At 33.8% G+C, this 17,875-nt stretch carries 22 protein-coding genes; 21 read left to right on the forward strand and 1 reads right to left on the reverse strand.

Features of this window, described 5'->3' with window-relative positions; translation table 11 throughout:
- Positions 1-34: 34 nt before the first annotated feature.
- The 16 genes from cgtA to AB8525_RS09890 all read left to right on the forward strand — a co-directional run bounded on the left by cgtA (position 35) and on the right by AB8525_RS09890 (position 10,361).
- Positions 35-1,048 (forward strand): Obg family GTPase CgtA, encoded by a 1,014-nt coding sequence (cgtA, locus tag AB8525_RS09815; protein WP_369177671.1) that lies wholly within the window; start codon positions 35-37, stop codon positions 1,046-1,048.
- Positions 1,035-1,805 (forward strand): glutamate 5-kinase, encoded by a 771-nt coding sequence (gene proB, locus AB8525_RS09820; protein WP_369177673.1) that lies wholly within the window; start codon positions 1,035-1,037, stop codon positions 1,803-1,805. Before cgtA ends, proB begins: the two co-directional genes overlap by 14 nt.
- 71 nt (positions 1,806-1,876) lie before the next feature.
- Complete coding sequence (locus AB8525_RS09825; protein ID WP_369177675.1) at positions 1,877-3,268, forward strand: RelA/SpoT domain-containing protein; 1,392 nt, start codon at positions 1,877-1,879, stop codon at positions 3,266-3,268.
- Positions 3,269-3,461: 193 nt separating this feature from the next.
- Positions 3,462-3,704, forward strand: a complete 243-nt coding sequence (locus AB8525_RS09830; protein WP_369177677.1) for an antitoxin — start codon at positions 3,462-3,464, stop codon at positions 3,702-3,704.
- Positions 3,697-4,101, forward strand: a complete 405-nt coding sequence (locus tag AB8525_RS09835) for a type II toxin-antitoxin system VapC family toxin (RefSeq protein WP_369177679.1) — start codon at positions 3,697-3,699, stop codon at positions 4,099-4,101. The genes AB8525_RS09830 and AB8525_RS09835 overlap by 8 nt, the downstream gene beginning before the upstream one ends.
- On the forward strand, positions 4,101-4,574 hold the full coding sequence (gene folK, locus AB8525_RS09840; RefSeq protein ID WP_369151385.1) for a 2-amino-4-hydroxy-6-hydroxymethyldihydropteridine diphosphokinase: 474 nt from the start codon (positions 4,101-4,103) through the stop codon (positions 4,572-4,574). Before AB8525_RS09835 ends, folK begins: the two co-directional genes overlap by 1 nt.
- Positions 4,571-5,347, forward strand: coding sequence for a 3-methyl-2-oxobutanoate hydroxymethyltransferase (gene panB / locus AB8525_RS09845; protein WP_369151387.1), 777 nt, complete (start codon positions 4,571-4,573; stop codon positions 5,345-5,347). The genes folK and panB overlap by 4 nt, the downstream gene beginning before the upstream one ends.
- Before the next feature lie 18 nt (positions 5,348-5,365).
- On the forward strand, positions 5,366-5,512 hold the full coding sequence (locus AB8525_RS09850; RefSeq protein WP_369149988.1) for a hypothetical protein: 147 nt from the start codon (positions 5,366-5,368) through the stop codon (positions 5,510-5,512).
- A gap of 124 nt (positions 5,513-5,636) precedes the next feature.
- Complete coding sequence (locus AB8525_RS09855) at positions 5,637-6,497, forward strand: Fic family protein (protein ID WP_369177681.1); 861 nt, start codon at positions 5,637-5,639, stop codon at positions 6,495-6,497.
- A gap of 33 nt (positions 6,498-6,530) precedes the next feature.
- Positions 6,531-6,749, forward strand: coding sequence for a hypothetical protein (locus tag AB8525_RS09860; protein WP_369177683.1), 219 nt, complete (start codon positions 6,531-6,533; stop codon positions 6,747-6,749).
- Positions 6,750-6,754: 5 nt separating this feature from the next.
- Positions 6,755-7,735: a hypothetical protein gene (locus tag AB8525_RS09865; protein ID WP_369177685.1), complete on the forward strand. Its 981-nt coding sequence runs from the start codon at positions 6,755-6,757 to the stop codon at positions 7,733-7,735.
- Positions 7,728-8,375, forward strand: coding sequence for a virulence RhuM family protein (locus AB8525_RS09870; protein ID WP_369177687.1), 648 nt, complete (start codon positions 7,728-7,730; stop codon positions 8,373-8,375). Before AB8525_RS09865 ends, AB8525_RS09870 begins: the two co-directional genes overlap by 8 nt.
- 19 nt (positions 8,376-8,394) lie before the next feature.
- On the forward strand, positions 8,395-8,541 hold the full coding sequence (locus tag AB8525_RS09875; protein WP_369177689.1) for a hypothetical protein: 147 nt from the start codon (positions 8,395-8,397) through the stop codon (positions 8,539-8,541).
- An 18-nt stretch (positions 8,542-8,559) separates the two neighbouring features.
- Positions 8,560-8,865: a type II toxin-antitoxin system death-on-curing family toxin gene (locus AB8525_RS09880; protein WP_369177691.1), complete on the forward strand. Its 306-nt coding sequence runs from the start codon at positions 8,560-8,562 to the stop codon at positions 8,863-8,865.
- Positions 8,858-9,124, forward strand: coding sequence for a hypothetical protein (locus AB8525_RS09885; RefSeq protein ID WP_369177693.1), 267 nt, complete (start codon positions 8,858-8,860; stop codon positions 9,122-9,124). The genes AB8525_RS09880 and AB8525_RS09885 overlap by 8 nt, the downstream gene beginning before the upstream one ends.
- A 52-nt stretch (positions 9,125-9,176) precedes the next feature.
- Positions 9,177-10,361, forward strand: coding sequence for an IS3 family transposase (locus AB8525_RS09890; protein WP_369150786.1), 1,185 nt, complete (start codon positions 9,177-9,179; stop codon positions 10,359-10,361).
- 267 nt (positions 10,362-10,628) lie between these two features.
- On the opposite strand, the gene AB8525_RS09895 is transcribed toward AB8525_RS09890, so the two are convergent.
- Positions 10,629-10,958, reverse strand: coding sequence for a type II toxin-antitoxin system HicB family antitoxin (locus AB8525_RS09895; RefSeq protein WP_369177695.1), 330 nt, complete (start codon positions 10,956-10,958; stop codon positions 10,629-10,631).
- A gap of 202 nt (positions 10,959-11,160) precedes the next feature.
- Between AB8525_RS09895 and AB8525_RS09900 the strand changes: the two genes are divergently transcribed.
- The 5 genes from AB8525_RS09900 to AB8525_RS09920 are packed head-to-tail and all read left to right on the forward strand — an operon-like array spanning position 11,161 to position 17,875.
- Positions 11,161-13,419 (forward strand): restriction endonuclease subunit M, encoded by a 2,259-nt coding sequence (locus AB8525_RS09900; protein WP_369177697.1) that lies wholly within the window; start codon positions 11,161-11,163, stop codon positions 13,417-13,419.
- A 4-nt stretch (positions 13,420-13,423) separates the two neighbouring features.
- Positions 13,424-14,746: a restriction endonuclease subunit S gene (locus AB8525_RS09905; RefSeq protein ID WP_369177699.1), complete on the forward strand. Its 1,323-nt coding sequence runs from the start codon at positions 13,424-13,426 to the stop codon at positions 14,744-14,746.
- A complete protein-coding gene (locus tag AB8525_RS09910) occupies positions 14,736-16,505 on the forward strand; it encodes an ATP-dependent endonuclease (RefSeq protein ID WP_369177701.1) in 1,770 nt (589 codons plus the stop codon). Before AB8525_RS09905 ends, AB8525_RS09910 begins: the two co-directional genes overlap by 11 nt.
- Positions 16,492-17,304: a pantoate--beta-alanine ligase gene (panC, locus tag AB8525_RS09915; RefSeq protein ID WP_369177702.1), complete on the forward strand. Its 813-nt coding sequence runs from the start codon at positions 16,492-16,494 to the stop codon at positions 17,302-17,304. Before AB8525_RS09910 ends, panC begins: the two co-directional genes overlap by 14 nt.
- A complete protein-coding gene (locus AB8525_RS09920; RefSeq protein WP_369177704.1) occupies positions 17,297-17,875 on the forward strand; it encodes an NfuA family Fe-S biogenesis protein in 579 nt (192 codons plus the stop codon). Before panC ends, AB8525_RS09920 begins: the two co-directional genes overlap by 8 nt.

Consider the following 17,875-nt stretch of genomic DNA (forward strand, 5'->3'; position numbering starts at 1 on the left):
AATGTCGGGTTATTGTCTATTTTAGTGATTTTAAATGAAATTTGTTGACTCTGCTTCAATTCGTATTGAAGCTGGAAAAGGTGGTGCAGGATGTTTGGGCTTTCGTCGGGAAAAATATATCCCCGATGGTGGACCTGATGGTGGCGATGGTGGCGATGGTGGGCATATATATTTTCAAGGGCAGGAAGGGTTAAACACGCTCAGTGAGTTCCGTTTTAATCGTTTATTTAGAGCAAAAAACGGGCAACCGGGTTCAGGGCAAAATAAACGGGGCAAGTCTGCCGATCATTTAGTGGTAGAAATTCCATTAGGCACTAAAATCTATGATTTAGAAACCGATGAAATGATTGGCGAAATGATTAATCACGAACAAAAAATACTGGTTGCCAAAGGCGGGTTTCACGGTTTGGGTAACACCCGTTTTAAATCCAGTATCAATCGTGCCCCCCGTAAAACTACACCAGGCTCACCAGGTGAAGTTCGTGAAATTGGTTTAGAAATGAGCGTGATGGCAGACATTGGGCTACTGGGTATGCCAAATGCGGGAAAATCCAGTTTAATTAGGCAAATATCCAGTGCCCGACCAAAAGTGGCAGATTATCCATTTACCACGCTACACCCGTCTTTAGGCGTGGTGTCGTATTATGATGAGCATATTGTAATGGCAGACATTCCTGGCTTGATTGAAGATGCCAGCGAGGGCGTAGGGCTAGGTTTTGAATTTTTAAAACACTTAGCACGCACCAAAGCGTTATTACACATATTAGATGTGATGCCAGCCGATGGTTCCGACCCTATTGATAATTTTTTAATTATTGAAAACGAACTGGCAAAATACGACCAAGACTTGGCAAATAAGCCACGATTATTAACCATTAATAAAATGGATTTATTGCCAGCAGACGAACGCGACGAAATCACCGCTAAAATCGTCAAGGCAATTAAATATAAAGGCGAAGTATTTTATATTTCTGCGTTGAATGGCTTAGGTTGCAAGGATTTGATTGCAGGACTGTTTAAACTGACAAAAGCAAATGAAGAAGCATAGATGGATTGTTAAAATCGGCTCAGCCCTGCTTACGAATGATGGCAAAGGTTTAGACAAACCCGCCATTGCTGACTGGGTAGCACAAATTGCCGAACTTAAAAAACAAAATATAGAGGTAATTTTGGTATCCAGTGGTGCCATTGCCGAAGGTATGAAACGCCTAGGCTGGGAAACCCGCCCAACAGATATTCACCAATTACAAGCCGCTGCCGCCGTTGGGCAAATGGGTTTAGTGCAAACTTACGAATCTTTATTTTCCAAGCACAACATCCACACCGCACAAGTGCTACTAACACACGATAGCCTTGCCAATACCGAGCAAAGCAGTAACATCAGTGCCACCCTAAACGCCTTATTAGAAATGGGTACCGTGCCAATTGTCAACGAAAATGACACTATTGCGACCGAAGAAATTAAATTTGGTGACAACGATACTTTAGCCGCATTAGTAGCAAATTTGGTTGGTGCAAATCAGTTGGTTATTTTGACCGACCAAGGCGGTGTATATGATGCCGACCCCCGCCAAAATGCCGATGCCAAGTTAATCGATAAAATCCATGTGGATGATGAAAAACTGAAACAAGTTGCTGGCAGAACAGGCGGATCACTTGGCTCTGGCGGTATGTACACCAAAGTTTTAGCTGCCAGAACTGCTGCTAAAACTAGCACTAATACTATCATTGCTTCAGGTAAAACTGACGATGTACTTACCCGTTTACATGTAGGTGAAGTTATTGGCACACTAATTAAATGTTAATCTCTATTTTCAGATAAAAATGCATTATTCCCTATACTTTCTCTATACTTTAATTGGTTGCTAACAGTCATATGGTAATTAGTAATAAAAAAATTGACCAAGCAGGCAAAAGGTTAGCTGGCAAAGACAGTCAGATTTCATCAGAAGAGGCGGACTCAATACTCCAACAATTCAGAATAATTCATCAACGCCCAATGAATTTATGTCGTCAGATGATAGAGGAAATATTAAAACAGCAGGGTATTAACGCACTTCTTGCAGAAAGAGTAAAAAGAAATCCATCAATTGTTAAAAAACTTCAAATACAAACAAACATGAAATTATCTCAAATGCAAGATATTGTTGGTTTGAGGGTTATTTTGGGTAATATGAATGAAGTTAACTTAATAAAAGATGAAATCAAGAAAGAATATAAAAACTCTAAATTTAAATTTGTAAAAGAGGACAATTATATTGAATCGCCCCGTCATAGTGGATACAGAAGCATTCATATGATTTACAAGTATGATGAACAAATTAAGTCACAGAAGCAGTGTAAAGTAGAGATACAAATAAGAACCGAAATTCAACATAGTTGGGCAACAGCAGTTGAAGTGTTAGGTACATATTTAAATCAATCATTAAAACAAAGCTATGGCGACAATAAATATTTAGAGGTATTCAAGGATATTAGTATATTGTTTGCTGCTTCGGAGGAAGAAAAGGTAGATGCAATTCTTGAAAGTGTAAAAGATATAAAGCCAAAGATTGAAAAGTTAAAGTTATTAGATACATTTCAAAATATCCATATTGCTTTTGAGGGTGTAGATAAAAATTCAGCAGAACAATATCTATTACTAAAAATGAATTTTTCCAATCAAACAACAGAGATATGCAATAGATATAGTAAAGATCAATTTAAGCAGGCTAATGAAGAGTACTCAGCAATGGAATTAGCAATTCAGGATAAAAAGGTTGAGGTTGTTTTATTATCAATACAGGATATTAGAGAGTTAAAAATATTGTATCCAAATTATTTTATGGATACAGTAGATTTCATTAAAAATTTAGAAAATGTGTTTAAGTTCGTAGCAACAACACAAGGGCTACAAGATATAATTGAACAATTAGGTGATAAAGAAAGTGAAACAGCATTAAATAAAAGGCTTCTTAGTGACTTTGAAAATATACTTAAACTGTTTAAAATAATGTCATTGCTAAAGCAAGAATATAAAGAATTAGAAAGAATCCAAGAGAAGATTATTCTAGAAACTGCTACATTTGATGAAATGGAAGTATTTTTGGATTTAATTGTAAAAAGTGGCAACGAAGTTGAAATGATGGGCTATATGAAAATCTTGGGTATTCACTCAATGGATGAAGTTAGAGACAAAGTCAAAAAACGCCAAAGAGATTCAGGTATTCTCACTGGCTTAGCCATTGCTGGCGGTGTTATATTGTGGGCTGCATTGTTTAGTAGGTAAATTTATATAAGACACCTGACTTTGCTTTAATTAAAAAAATAGAGAAATATTCAAGCCAAAAAAAGATAGAAAACACTGCAATTAAAAGACTTAACACCCACTCACCCCATCTTTGAATCAGGTAAAAAATTAAATCAGCATTTTTTCATTAAAATAGTATATACTGAACCGTATATATTTTTAGGAGTTTATTATGTTAGCAAAAGTATTCCAATCAGGCAATTCCCAAGCCGTTCGCTTACCAAAAGCCTTGCGTTTTGATGTGAATGAAGTAGATATTACCAAAGAAGGTGATAATTTAATTATGAAACCTATTAAGAAAAAACAGTCCAGTGTTGCCGATGCTTTAATGGCTTTAATGGACATGCCCGATGATTTTATGATAGAGGGAAGGGGCGATACACCACCAATAGAAAGAGAAAGTTTGGATGATTGATTACATTTTAGATACTAATATCTGTATTTACCTGATTAAGAAAAAACCAATTGTAATATTAAGCCGTTTTTCCCATATTCCCTCTAATCGTATGGCAATTTCCTCTATTACTTATGGCGAATTATTATACGGTGCAAATAAAAGTCAATATCGCCACAAATCATTAACCGTTGTCAGTAATTTTGTCGCACTCACTCAAGTTGTTCAAGTTGATAAAGAAGCCGCCAAACATTACGGGGAAATTAAAGCAGATTTATCTAAAAAAGGTCAAATTATTGGCGATAATGATTTATGGATTGCCGCTCACACACGCAGTTTAGGGGCGACAGTAGTCAGTAACAACCTCAGAGAATTTGACCGTGTAGAAGGGCTAAAAACTGAAAATTGGATTAAATAATGCTAGCATACATCGGACTAGGCTCAAACCTAAACAACCCAAAACAACAAATTAAAGATGCCTTGATTGCACTCAACACAACAGCTGATGTCAAAGTAGTGGCATTATCAAGTTTGTATCAATCACCACCGATTGACGGCACCAAACAACCCGATTATATTAATGCAGTATGTGAAGTGCATACCCATCTTACGGCGTTGGAATTGCTTTATGTTTGTCAAAATATTGAAACCAAACAACATCGGGTGCGTGAGAAAAAATGGGGGGCAAGGACGATTGACCTTGATATTATTACTTATGGCGTGCAAGTGATTGCCTCTAAACAATTGATGGTGCCCCATGCAGAAATGATGAACCGTGCATTTGTATTGGTGCCACTCGCAGAAATTGAACCCGATTTTAAAGTGCCAGTATTAGGCCCTATTCAGGCATTAATTGACAAACTAGACACCTCAACGCTAATTAAATTATGAACATCCAACAATTAAAAACCCACAAACAATCCGGCACAAAAATCACTTGTTTAACAGCCTATGACAACGCATTTGCCAAAATATTTAACGAATGTGGCATTGATATTATTCTAATAGGCGACTCACTCGGCAATGTTATTCAAGGTGATGAAAATACCTTGTCTGTTACGACAGAGGAAATGGTTTACCATACGCAATCGGTAGCAAAAGGCGTGAGTAAAGCGTTATTAATTGCCGATATGCCCTATCAAAGTTACACAAATGCCGAGCAAACCCTACAAAATGCACAACAATTAATCAACGGGGGCGCACAAATGGTCAAACTTGAAGGTGGGCGAGAACACGAAGCGTGTTTTAAAATATTAGTTGAAAATAACATCCCCATTTGCGGACACCTCGGCTTGCAACCACAATCAGTCATAGCAATGGGAGGCTATAAAGTGCAAGGCAAAGACAAAGACAGTGCTCAAAACATTCTAGACGATGCCAAAGCACTCGAAAGTTGGGGCGTGCAAGCCCTTGTCATTGAATGCATACCCGCATCACTCGCCCGCAAAATAACCCAACAACTCAACATCCCCACCATCGGCATCGGAGCAGGTGTGGACTGTGATGGGCAAGTATTGGTCAGTTATGATATGCTCGGAATCACCCAAAACCCACCCAAATTTGTCAAAAACTTTCTCACCAACGGCAGCATAAAATCCGCTACCAACGACTTCATTCAAGCAGTCAAAAATCAAACCTTCCCCACCGATAAACACAGTTATTAAAGAGACCTTTGCATAAATATGAATAATCATCAAAACGCCATCTTTCATCAAATTACAAACTTTTTAAAAACACCCTTAGCCCTGCTAGGAGTGGATTTAAAAAATTTCCAATTTAATAAAATCTGTCATTTTGCTAATCATCCCTATTTATGCAAAGGTCTCTAAAAAAACCGTAATAATTAAAAACCATACACCAAGTGTATAATAATTAAAAACTATACAAAAAACTATACACAAAGTATATAATAATTAAAAACTATACAAAAAACTATACAAAAAAATACACACTATGGATTTTAATTACAAAAATATTTCTTACACTCAAAAGTTGCGTGATTTACAGAATTATTACCAAACTTCAGTGGCTTTTGCGCAAGCACTAGGCATTACCCGAATGACGCTAGTTGCATGGAATGACAACCCCCAAAAGATTAAAATTAAAAATCAAGATAAGATTGATTTGCTATGGTGTCAATATATATTTTTGCCCAATGTAAGCAGTATCAGCGAGGTCGTCAAAGGCATTAAATTGGGTGATTTTTTGTTTGAACCCGCTATTATGGATAAGACACTTAGACAAATGGCAGCCGGCTCTCTCGAGATTGAAACAGGCACACAAGAAATGGACTTCAATGCCATTGTGCTTGATAATACCGTGCCTAATAATTTCCAAGCGACATCAGTAGCAGCGGTGCAAAACATTCACCACATCACCCAAGAAATCGCCCAAAATTTTCAAACGGAGATTACCCTACAACAAATTAAAAATTGGCATAAAGTGCTAATGCGTGGTTTGATAAATAATGCCGGCGAATTTTCCACCAAGCAAAGAGTTCTACCAAATGTCAATACCCAACTCACCCATCCAAATGATATTACAGAAGAATTAGAATTTTGGGTAAAAAAATATAACAACATCCAACACCTAAGCGATATTGCCCAATCACACTATCATTTTGAAATCATCCATCCATTTAGCGACGGCAACGGTCGCATCGGGCGATTGATTATGCTAGCACAATGTTTGCAAATCGGCATTAAGCCACCAACCATTAACAACCATAACAAGGCGTTGTATTATATTTTGCTAGAATATGCAAAAATCAACCCAACCCCATTGGCGTATTTTTTGCAAGCGTGTTCTGAGTGAAATCTGTAAAATAATTCAAAAAACAAACAAATTATGCAATTATCAGAACTTATAAAATCAACAAGAAAATACGATTTAACAATTTTCTCAGCAGTCAGGAAAAACTCAGGCAAAGAAATTTATGAAGTAGATGGATTTAACGAAAGAAAATTAGATGAGCACAACCGTCTAATTCAAAAGTATGACTTGCATGAGATTGTGAATGAATTTGAGATTTGGGCAAAAGAGCAGAAATTGAGTTTTTGGGAGTAACAAAAATGAGTAAAGTAATAAAAAAAATGACAAAGCCGGAGTTAATAGAATTATTTGAAAAAACAATCAATAATGCAAATAAAATTAATTCAGTTCATGACGATATTTGCGAAAGTAGAAAAACTATAGAAGATATAAAGTCAGATATTTTAAACAAATATGATGAAACTGGGAAAATTGGATTTTTAGAAGAGATAGAAAATAGTAGAATTGAAATAGTAAAAAAATATGATGAAATTATTAATATGCATTATAAAGTGCTAAAAGATGATGAAGAGAATGAAAGTATAAAAACACAATTAGATAAATTGGTTTCTAAATTTACAAATAGAAATGAAGAATTTAAAGAAATAGAAAGTATTTTTTTTGGCTCTAAATATGTAAATGATGATGGTGATGATGTTGAAAAAATTGGATATATAAAGAAAATTAAAGCTGAAATTAAAGAATCTCAAGGAATATTAAAGGAACTTGAGGAAAAAATAAACAAGGAATTAATATCAGGTACAACTAGCATCAGTCTATCTAATAATTTTAAAGAAAAATCAAAAGAATATAAAAAAAGTCGTCGCATTTGGGAGAAAAGTTTTCTTATAATATTAATAAGCACGGTGATTTATTCCATTCTCAGTATAGATATAAAAGTCACCAATATTAACGAAGCATTAATTGGGTTTATCCCCCATGTTCCTATTTTTTCACTCTTTCTATGGTTAGTTATATTTGTAGGTAATCGTCGTGCTGAAAGTAAAAAATTAGAAGAATCCTACACACACAAAGCAGTAATAGCTCAATCGTTTGTTGGCTACAAAGACTCTATTACAAGCTTAGATGATAAAGATAATGAGTTATTAATAATACATATGAATAATTTATTGGCAGCTATCAGTAAAGATTCTGGTGCTTTTTTGGATTCAAAAGGGGAGTCTCATCCAGCAATAGAAGCAGGTAAAAAATTACTTTCAGCAAAAAATAATAATGACTAAAAACCCAACAATCTACCAAGCAAAAAACGGCGCAATTGAATTAAAAACAGATTCAAATGCAGAAACTATTTGGGCAACTCAAAAACAAATATCTCAGATTTTTGAAGTAACACCGCAAAATATTACTATTCATTTAAAACAAATATTTTCTGATGGCGAATTAATAGAAAAATCAACTTGTAAAGAATCCTTACAAGTTCAAAAAGAAGGTAATAGACAGGTTAAAAGACAGGTTAAAGAATATAATTTAGATGCCATTATTGCTGTTGGCTATAGAATTAATTCTATTTTGGGTACTAGATTTAGGATTTGGGCAACTAAAACCTTAAAGCAACATATTACTCAAGGCTATACCATCAATAAAAACCGTATTGAGCAAAATTATCAAGCATTTATGAGTGCGGTGGAGGATGTTAAATCGCTTGCTAAAAATAAAGTTGATAGTGATGATGTTTTGGAATTGATTCAATCATTTGCCAATACTTGGTTTAGTTTGGAGGCGTTTGATGAAGATAAACTGCCTCAAGAAGGGTTAAACAAAAGTCAAATTGAAATAAAGGCAGAGAGTTTGTATTTAGTCGTTGGTCGATTTAAAAATGATTTGATGATAAAAAAACAAGCCACTCAGTTGTTTGCCTAAGAGAGACCTTTGCATAAATATGAATAATCATCAAAACGCCATCTTTCATCAAATTACAAACTTTTTAAAAACACCCTTAGCCCTGCTAGGAGTGGATTTAAAAAATTTCCAATTTAATAAAATCTGTCATTTTGCTAATCATCCCTATTTATGCAAAGGTCCCTAAGAAAAGAAAAAAGACAGTTTGACAGGAGTTTTTGCCAATGTTTTTCAGTCCGTTTTTGGTAAAGATGCCTACCCAAGTGTTGAAGAAAAAGCTGCACATTTGCTTTATTTTATTGTTAAAAATCATCCATTTAATGATGGTAATAAACGCACAGGGGCTTTTAGTTTTATTTGGTTTTTACAACAAAGTGGCTTTGATTATCAGTCAAAAATTACCCCACAAACTTTGACGACACTCACTTTGTTAATTGCCACTTCAAACCCCAGTGAAAAAGATAAATTAATTGGCTTAGTTTTGTTATTATTGAGCAAAGAAAATGACTAAAAACCTAACCATCAAAAATTCCACCGCTGAATTTTTAATTTTCACTACCCAAGCAGGTAAAGATAATATCAATGTGCGAATTGAGGGTGAAACTGTTTGGCTAACGCAAAAATTGATAGCACAATTATTTGAGTGTTCGGTAGATAATGTTTCATTGCATTTAAAAAATATTTTTCAAACAGGTGAATTGGATAAAAATTCAGTTGCCGAGGATTTCTCGGTAACTATAAAACCCCAACAATTTCAGACAACAATCTAAACTTTCTTATTTCAAACCCGTTAAACTAAACAAAAAAAATCGGAGTAAAAAAATGAGTAAAAAACGAACCAAATACACCTCAGCATTTAAAACAAAATTAGTGCTTGAGTTATTACAAAATGAAAGCACCTTGGTGCAGATTGCTAGCAAGCATAACATCCTTCCACAAAACCTACAAAACTGGAAGAAAACCTTCCTTGCTAATGCTGAAATTGCCATGGAGCCATCCAAGGCGGTTAAAGAATACAAAGAAGAGCTTGTTAAATCACAAAAACAAAATGAGCGCTTAACAGCTCTGGTAGGCAAGGTAACCGTAGAGAAGGAATGGTTAGCAAAAAAGCTAAAAAGCTTGGGCTTATCTAATCTTAAACAATTAGTTGACTTCAAGCCGTCTTCAACATCTGCAACACAACCTTTATCAATTAATCAACAATGCCAACTGTTGAGCATTAACAGGAGTGGCTTATATTACACACCGCGTACCAATGTGCGTAAAGATAAAATTAAATCTCATATCACCAAGGTGTTTGAACAAATACCTATTTACGGTGAGAAAAAAGTGCATCAACAACTACTTGAAGACGGTTACAAGGTAAGTTTAAACACAGTGGCTCGTTATCGCCAAGCGTTGGGGTTAAAAGCGGTGTTAGCGGTTAAACAGGTTAATACAGCCATACCAATCAAAGCACATAAAAAATACAGTTATAAGCTTCGAGGTCTTGGTATTAACCACGCTAATCAAGTTTGGAGTACAGACATCACCTACATTAAGATTGCGGGAGGTATGGTGTATATGGCTGCTATTATTGATTGGCATTCCAAGGCTGTTTTATCACACAGAATATCCAACACAATGGATTCACAGTTAGTGATGAGCGTACTCAACGATGCTTTAGAAAAATACCCGCACCCAGAGATATTTAATACCGATCAAGGCAGTCAATACACCAGTGAGGTGCACACCAAGCGACTCAAAAAACTGGGTATTACTATCTCAATGGACGGCAAAGGCAGAGCCACAGATAATATCTGCATTGAACGCTTCTGGAGAAGTGCTAAATGTGAAAGGATTTATTTAAACGAATACCAAACTATCAGTGAGTTAACCACGGATGTAGATGATTATATTGAGTTTTATAATCACCAAAGATTCCATGAAACATTGAAATATAAAAAACCAATGGATGTGTATCAAGAAAGTATAAAATTGAATCAGAAAAAGAAGAGGGCTTCTTAGGGTTTGCTATATAAGAAAATTTAGAAAGTTGTTTGAGGTTTTGGGGTAATGTAAACTGCAACTGATGGCAAAAACTACAACACTAAACACTATAATTTAAAAGCAGTAATTGCCCTAAAATATCGCCCTATTCAAGACAAACTTTTTGAGTCTGATTTTGATAAAGAAATGAAAAAATTACTGGAAAAACAAAAATAATGGCACAAATTAGCATTATTCAAAAATCAGATATTACAGAAGAATTAGAATTATAGGTAAACAACCCAACTAGGATTGTAATCTTTGTTCTATTGCTTGATTAATAAATTTGTTTGCACTCAATCCTTGGGTATGTGCTGTGGACAATAAACTGGCATGTGTTTCTGGCGACATTCTAATTGTCATTTGACCGCTCATAGGTTTTTTTGGCGTAATGCCTTTTTCTTTGCAAGTTTGCAGGTAAAAATCAATCATAGCGTGAAACTCTGTTTTTAATTCGGTTACACTTTGTGCGTCAAATACGATGGCTGTAGGTGATTCTATATTGATTACTTTACCCACCAAACAATCATCCCCCTCATTAAATTTAACGACTGCCTTATAGCCTTTGTATTTCATAATAAATCCTCTGTGTTTGTTGTTCATAGATTTATGATACCAAAAAATGACATCATACTTAACAAGTAGAAATTGTCAACATTTATGAGTGCAGTGGAAGCGGTTAACAAGTTGCACTGGGTTAATGCAGTGGTCTCCAATGGCATATTTTTTCTAATCGCATTTAGAGTAAAATAACTTAAAATTAAAATATTAAAACAATATGTTAGAAGTTCAATATAAAAATAATAAAAGAGAAATTTTTGCACCATTAAAAGACAGATGGCTTGAAACGAAATCTGAGGAAATTGTAAGGCAAGACTTTATTTGTAAACTTATTAATGAGTATGATTATTCATTAAAGCAAATGGCTCAAGAGATTAAACTAACCACTTCACAGCGTGGCACAGGCAGGGCAAGTGCTGATTTAGTCATTTGGAAAACTAAAGAAGATAAAGAGCAAAATAAAACAGCATTTTTAGTAGTAGAATTAAAAGCTGGGAATTTAAAACTAAAAGTAGAAGATTGTTATCAAGGTTATAACTATGCAACTTGGAGTAGAGCCAAATTATTTGCAATTAGCAATGGTAGCGAGTTGCAAGTTTATAAAACTATTGAAAATGAATTGCCTTTACACTTGCAACCTGTTAATGACATTCCCAATGCTAAAACTATTTTAGATGATGAAAAACTAAAAAAAGCATTGGCAAAAACCAAAGAATTTACAGGCGATGAATTCGCAAAACTATTGCATAAATGTCATAATATTATTAGAAATAATGATAAATTATCTCCAGAGGCTGCTTTTGACGAAATTAGTAAAATTTTGTTTATTAAAATTATGTATGAACGCAAACCAGAGCAAAGAGCTAAGTTTGATAAAGTTCAATTCGAAAAATCAAAAACCACATTTATTGATAAATGGAAGTTGGAGGTAAATAATCAAATTAAATGGCAAAACAATAAAAAGGAAGAGTATGTAAAAAATGGTAATTTTGATGAAGCAAATAAAGGAGAGGTGGAAATATTAAAACTACAAAATAAAACACCGCCATCTTATATGCAACACCTTTTCGAAGAGGTAAAAAAAGATTTTGCTGAAGATGGTATTTTTGATGAGAATGAAAAAATAAAAATCAGAGAAGGTAGTTTTGAGGCAATTGTTACAGAATTACAAATCTACAACCTTACTTCAACCAGTGCTGATGTTAAAGGTATTGCGTTTGAAAAGTTTTTAGGGCGAACTTTTAGAGGGGAATTGGGACAGTTTTTTACACCTAGAACGATTGTTGATTTTATTGTAGACTTATTAGAGCCATCAGAAAATGAACTGGTTTGTGACCCTTGTGCAGGTAGCGGTGGTTTTTTAATTAAAGTATTTGAAACAATCAAAAAACAGATTGACGATGAGTATATCGAGTTAAAAAAACAAAAACAAAAAAAGATTTTTGGCGAAAATTTAGAAAATATTGATGATGAAAATTTAAAAAAACAATATGATGAATTTGTAATAACAGCCAATAAAGAACAAGAAAAAAGAATACAAAAATTATCACACAAATCCATTTTTGGCACAGATGCTAATCCACGAATGGCAAGGGTATCTAAAATGAATATGATTATGCACGGTGACGGGCATAATGGTATTCATCATAATGATGGCTTGTTAAACATTAACGGCATTTTTAGAAATCGTTTTGATATGATTGTTACTAATCCACCGTTTGGCACAACACTGAATAAAACCACACCAACGGTTGAAGAGGATGATAGATATACCAATGAAACTACTATTGAAAAATACCGAAAAGAATATGGTGAAGAGTTATACAATGAGGAAATAAAGCAAGTAACCCATAACATTGGCAAATCTATCAGGGGACTTTTTGAAGTGGGAAAAACCTCAGGAGCAACCGAGGTATTGTTTGTAGAGCGTTGTTTAGATTTATTAAAAGCAGGTGGGCGAATGGGTATTGTTTTGCCTGAGGGGGTTTTAAATTCATCCAACTTGCAAAAAGCACGAGATTATTTTGAGTCAAGGGCAAAAATATTATTAATTGTATCTCTACCACAAGATGTATTTATCTCATCAGGAGCAACGGTTAAAACTTCTCTAGTATTTTTTAAAAAATTCACTGATAAAGAACAACAAAAATACGCAACAATCAAACAACAAACAACAGATAAAATTGATGTTAAATACGCAGAGAAAATAAAGAAAATTGAAAAGCAATTAAAACTCAAGGTCAAAGACGCAAAAATCAAAGATGAAAAGAAACTTTTAAAGAAACAACTTAAAGACGTTGAAAATAAAAAACAGCAAGAAATAAAAGCCATTATTAAAAATGAGTTTAATTATGAAATCCCTATTGCAGACATCAAACAAGCGGGGATAACCACCACAGGTAAACAAGGTGATAGTCAATTACCAGAGTTGGCAGAGGTTTTTACCCAGTATAGAAAACAAAATACACTTTGGTAATATTGTGAGTGCTTTATTACAATTTGTTCAATATAAAGAATTAGATAATTGGAGCGTTATAAGTGAATTATCAGTAAATTATAGTATTAATTTTGATTTAGTAAAACTAAGTTATGTTTTAAAAGATTTAACAGGTGAAAGAAAAATAACGATAGATGATAGTATTATATATGAAGAACCTACAATATCATCAAAAACCAATGTAATATCAGTTAGAAAAAAAGCATTAGGGCGTGAATTTAAAGTTAAAAAAAGAATACAAATCAAAAAAAATGATTTAGTGTTTGCAAAATTACATACTCAAAATGGATTATTCGCATTTTCAAATAATGCTTTTGTTTCAACATCAACATTTATCCCCTGTTCTTTTGATGATAAAAAAATAACTAAAGAATATTTGTTTATAGTTTTAAAAAGGTTTTTAAGATATTTATCATCTAATGACTCAGTTGGTAGGGAAACTTACAAAACACAAGATATTTTAAATTTAAAAATCCCATTACCTCCTTTAGAGATTCAACAACAACTGGTTAAAAACTATCAAGAAAAACTCAATCTTGCCAAAAATCAGGAACAACAAGCCAGGCAAAAAGAGCAAGAAATAGAGGGTTATCTGTATCAAGAATTAGGTATTGAGCTACCTGCGAAGAAGGTGCAAAATAAAGATATTTTGCGATTTGTGGAGTTTAAAAATTTACAAGAATGGGGTTTTGATTTTGCAACAAAAACAAAAGTAAATATTAAGAGTTTATATTCAGTATTTAAAGTCTCTGATATTTGCAGTATAGGAAGTGGCGGAACCCCTTCAAGGGATAACTTAGATTATTATAAAGGCAATATTCCGTGGGTAAAGACAACCGAAGTTAGAAATGGATACATATCAAATACATCAGAAAAAATTACACATGAGGCAATGACAAATAAAAATCTTAAACTTTATCCTAAAAATAGCTTGATTATGGCAATGTATGGGCAGGGTCTAACAAGAGGGAGGATATCAAAACTTAATATAGATACCACAACTAACCAAGCTTGTGCTGTTTTACATAAATTTATGGAAAATATAAATATTGACTATGTTTGGTTTTATTTGCAAAATGAATACCATAATTTGAGAGCATTAGCTAGTGGTAACAATCAGCCAAATTTAAATTCTCAAAAGATTAAAACTTATCCAATAGTAATTCCACCTTTGGAAATCCAAAATAAAATAGCAAACCATATCCAAGCAATTAAAAATGAAATTCAAGACTTAAAACAGCAAGCAGAATACAACAAAACGCTAGCCTTAAAAGAACTTGAAGCGGAGATTTTTAATGCGTCTTAAAAAGTTATCAGTTAAAGGATTTAAAAACCTTAAAAATTTTAAAATTAATTTCGAAAGCCAAGACGGTATTACTGTTTTAATTGGTAATAATGCCAGCGGCAAAAGCAATGTATTAGAGGCAATTAGTGCTATCTTTAAATTTCTATACGACTTTGAGAAACCATCTCTAAATCTTGTAAATTTTTATTTTGATATTACTTATAGTATTAACGATTGTGAAGTTAATTGTTTTAGAAATAAACAATATGATATTGGTTTTAAAGTTAAAGAGAGGGGTAAAAAAAACTTTAAACATAAAGATATGACAGGTTTTTATGAAGTTATTAATAATTATTCTACTACCAAGGTTTACAAATATTTACCTTCCCAAGTAATTGCTCTTTACAGTGGCGAAGAGTTAAGAATGTGGAATTATTATTATCGTCAGTTCTATTTGACTTACAACAAAAATATAATTTCAGGAAATGAGATTGCTACCAATAATCAAAAAATGCTATATGTCAATAAATATTATTGGGATATTGCGTTGTTAGTAATGATTATTTCAGATATTGATGTAAGTGATATTATTGATAGTAATATTAAACGCTTTAATATTGGATTGCACTCCAAAAATATTGAAAAATTTCATAAAACACCAAATTTAGTTACTCAATTTGTTCATGATATTGCATATATTAAAAACAATAAGGAAAGTACACACCAATATTGCCACTCAAAAACAGAAACAATTGAGAATTTTAAAACATTAGTTGCTGACACCCATAGGCAATTATTTAATTTATTGTGTGTGGCATATTTACCAAAAGATGATAAAGATAAGCTTATTGCCAACTTAGAATTACATTTTGAAAACGGCACAACAACTAAAGATTTTAGCGAAGGACGAAAAAAACAAATATTATTAAAATTAGCGTTAGAAGTGTTGCCAGATGAAAATTCATTATTATTGTTTGATGAGCCTGATGCACATATCCACATTGCTAATAAAAAATTGATTCCTGAAATATTAGAAAACTACAATAACAGGGAAATTATTTTAACCACGCATTCGCCAACCCTTGCCCACAGTTTTGATAATAAACATTTGGCTTATATTGAAAATGGCAAAATTAACGAAAATTATAACACCCAAGAAAAGCTATTAAATGAGTTAACTGGTGATTTAATGGGTGTATCAGAGCAGCAACTATTTTTACAATCCAATAAAGATATTTTAATTGTTGAGGGGAAAACTGATGAGGCTTATATATCACAGGCATTAAAAATATTAAAACAAGATAATTCAAAGTATGAAAGCTTAGATTTTAATTTTTTATGGTTGGGTGGAACGGATGTAGATACTTTGAATAAAATAATTTCAGAGTTTAAACCCAAAACAGAACAGACAATAATTGCTTTTTTTGATAACGATGATTCTGGATATAAATGCATTAAAAAAACATTAGACATAAATGTTGACAAAAAAGATTTTGATGGAGGTATTAAAAATAATATTCATATAGAATTGTATCCTAAAAAAAATGGCTTTACTTGTAGTGATTTTGAAGTTGAGGATTATTTTCCAATAGATATATTGATAGAATTTGTTACCAAAAAATCTAAAACATTTCAAGAGGTTAAATCAAAATTTAATAAAGTTAAATTTGCTGATGAATGTAAAAATGATGATTTTGAAAAGTCAAATTTCGATGGCTTCAAACCCCTTTTTGACAAAATTTTAGAAACCAAAAAAAAATCTAAAGATGCAAAATTTTAACACCATCATTGCATTGCAAGCTACGCTGAACGAGTGGCGCAAAAAAGGACAAAAAATTGCCTTTGTACCAACGATGGGTGGACTGCATCAAGGGCACTTGTCATTGATTGATGTTGCTAAAAAGTATGCGGATAGGGTGGTGGTGAGTATTTTTGTGAATCCAGCGCAGTTTGCAGAGGGTGAGGATTTTGGTACTTATCCACGCACGATGGAGGAGGATTTAGCGTTGCTTGAAGCGCAGGGGGTAGATTGTGTATTTACTCCAAGTGCTGAGGCGATTTATCCTGATGGGATGACATTGGATGTTGATGTGGGTGCGATAGGGCAGATTTTGTGTGGGCAAACACGACCGCATTTTTTTAATGGGGTGGTGCAGGTGGTGCGGCGGTTGTTTGAGATTGTTCGGCCTGATGTGGCGGTGTTTGGGCGGAAGGATTATCAGCAGTTGCACATTGTTAAACACTTTACTTCGGGAGTTGAGATTGTTTCTGGGGAGATTGTGCGTGAGACGGATGGTTTGGCAATGAGCACCCGTAATCAATATTTAAGCAAGGGTGAGCGAAAAATTGCACCACAATTACACAAGATTTTGGGGCAAATTGAGCGGCGTGAATTGGATGTGAAATCTGCTGCCGAACAACTGCAACGCTATTTTAAGTTGGATTATTTAGAATTGTTAGATGCAAATACCCTTAAGAAAATCACTGATAATACGAGTAAAATTGCGATATTATGTGCGGTATTTTTAGGTCCAACGCGTTTAATTGACAATATAATTTTTAGGAGAGAAAATGTTTAACATTACTAACGAAGCAGAAACTTATGTAGCAGATTTATTTGAACAGCAAGGTGAAGAAGATTTGGCATTAAAAGTTGATATCGAAAAAGCCGGCACCCCTGCCGCTGCTGTTACTTTTAATTTTTGTTATTCTAAAGATTTAGGTAAAGCGTATTCCAAATTTGAATATAAAGGTTTTAATGCCTTCATTGATAAAGCTAATTTTGACTATTTAAAAGAGTCTGAAGTGCTATTAAAAGAAGAGGGTTCAGCCAAAAAACTTGCCATCACTGCACCGAATGCCAAAGGTGAAGTGCCAAAAGACGACGCACCACTTGAAGAAAAAATCAAATATACCATTGCTGCCGAAGTCAATCCGCAACTGGCTTCACACGGTGGCTTCGTTGACTTGGTGGAAATTACCGATGAGATGGATGTCATTCTAAATTTTGGTGGCGGTTGCCAAGGCTGTTCATCAGTCAAAGTTACCCTTAAGAACGGCGTAGAAGCACAACTCAAAGGTATCTATCCCGAAATTAGAAGCATCCTCGATGTGACAGACCATTCACAAAAACAAAATGCCTACATGTAA

This window comes from Candidatus Thiodubiliella endoseptemdiera (assembly GCF_964212635.1).
In the GTDB taxonomy this organism is placed as follows: domain Bacteria; phylum Pseudomonadota; class Gammaproteobacteria; order PS1; family Pseudothioglobaceae; genus Thiodubiliella; species Thiodubiliella endoseptemdiera.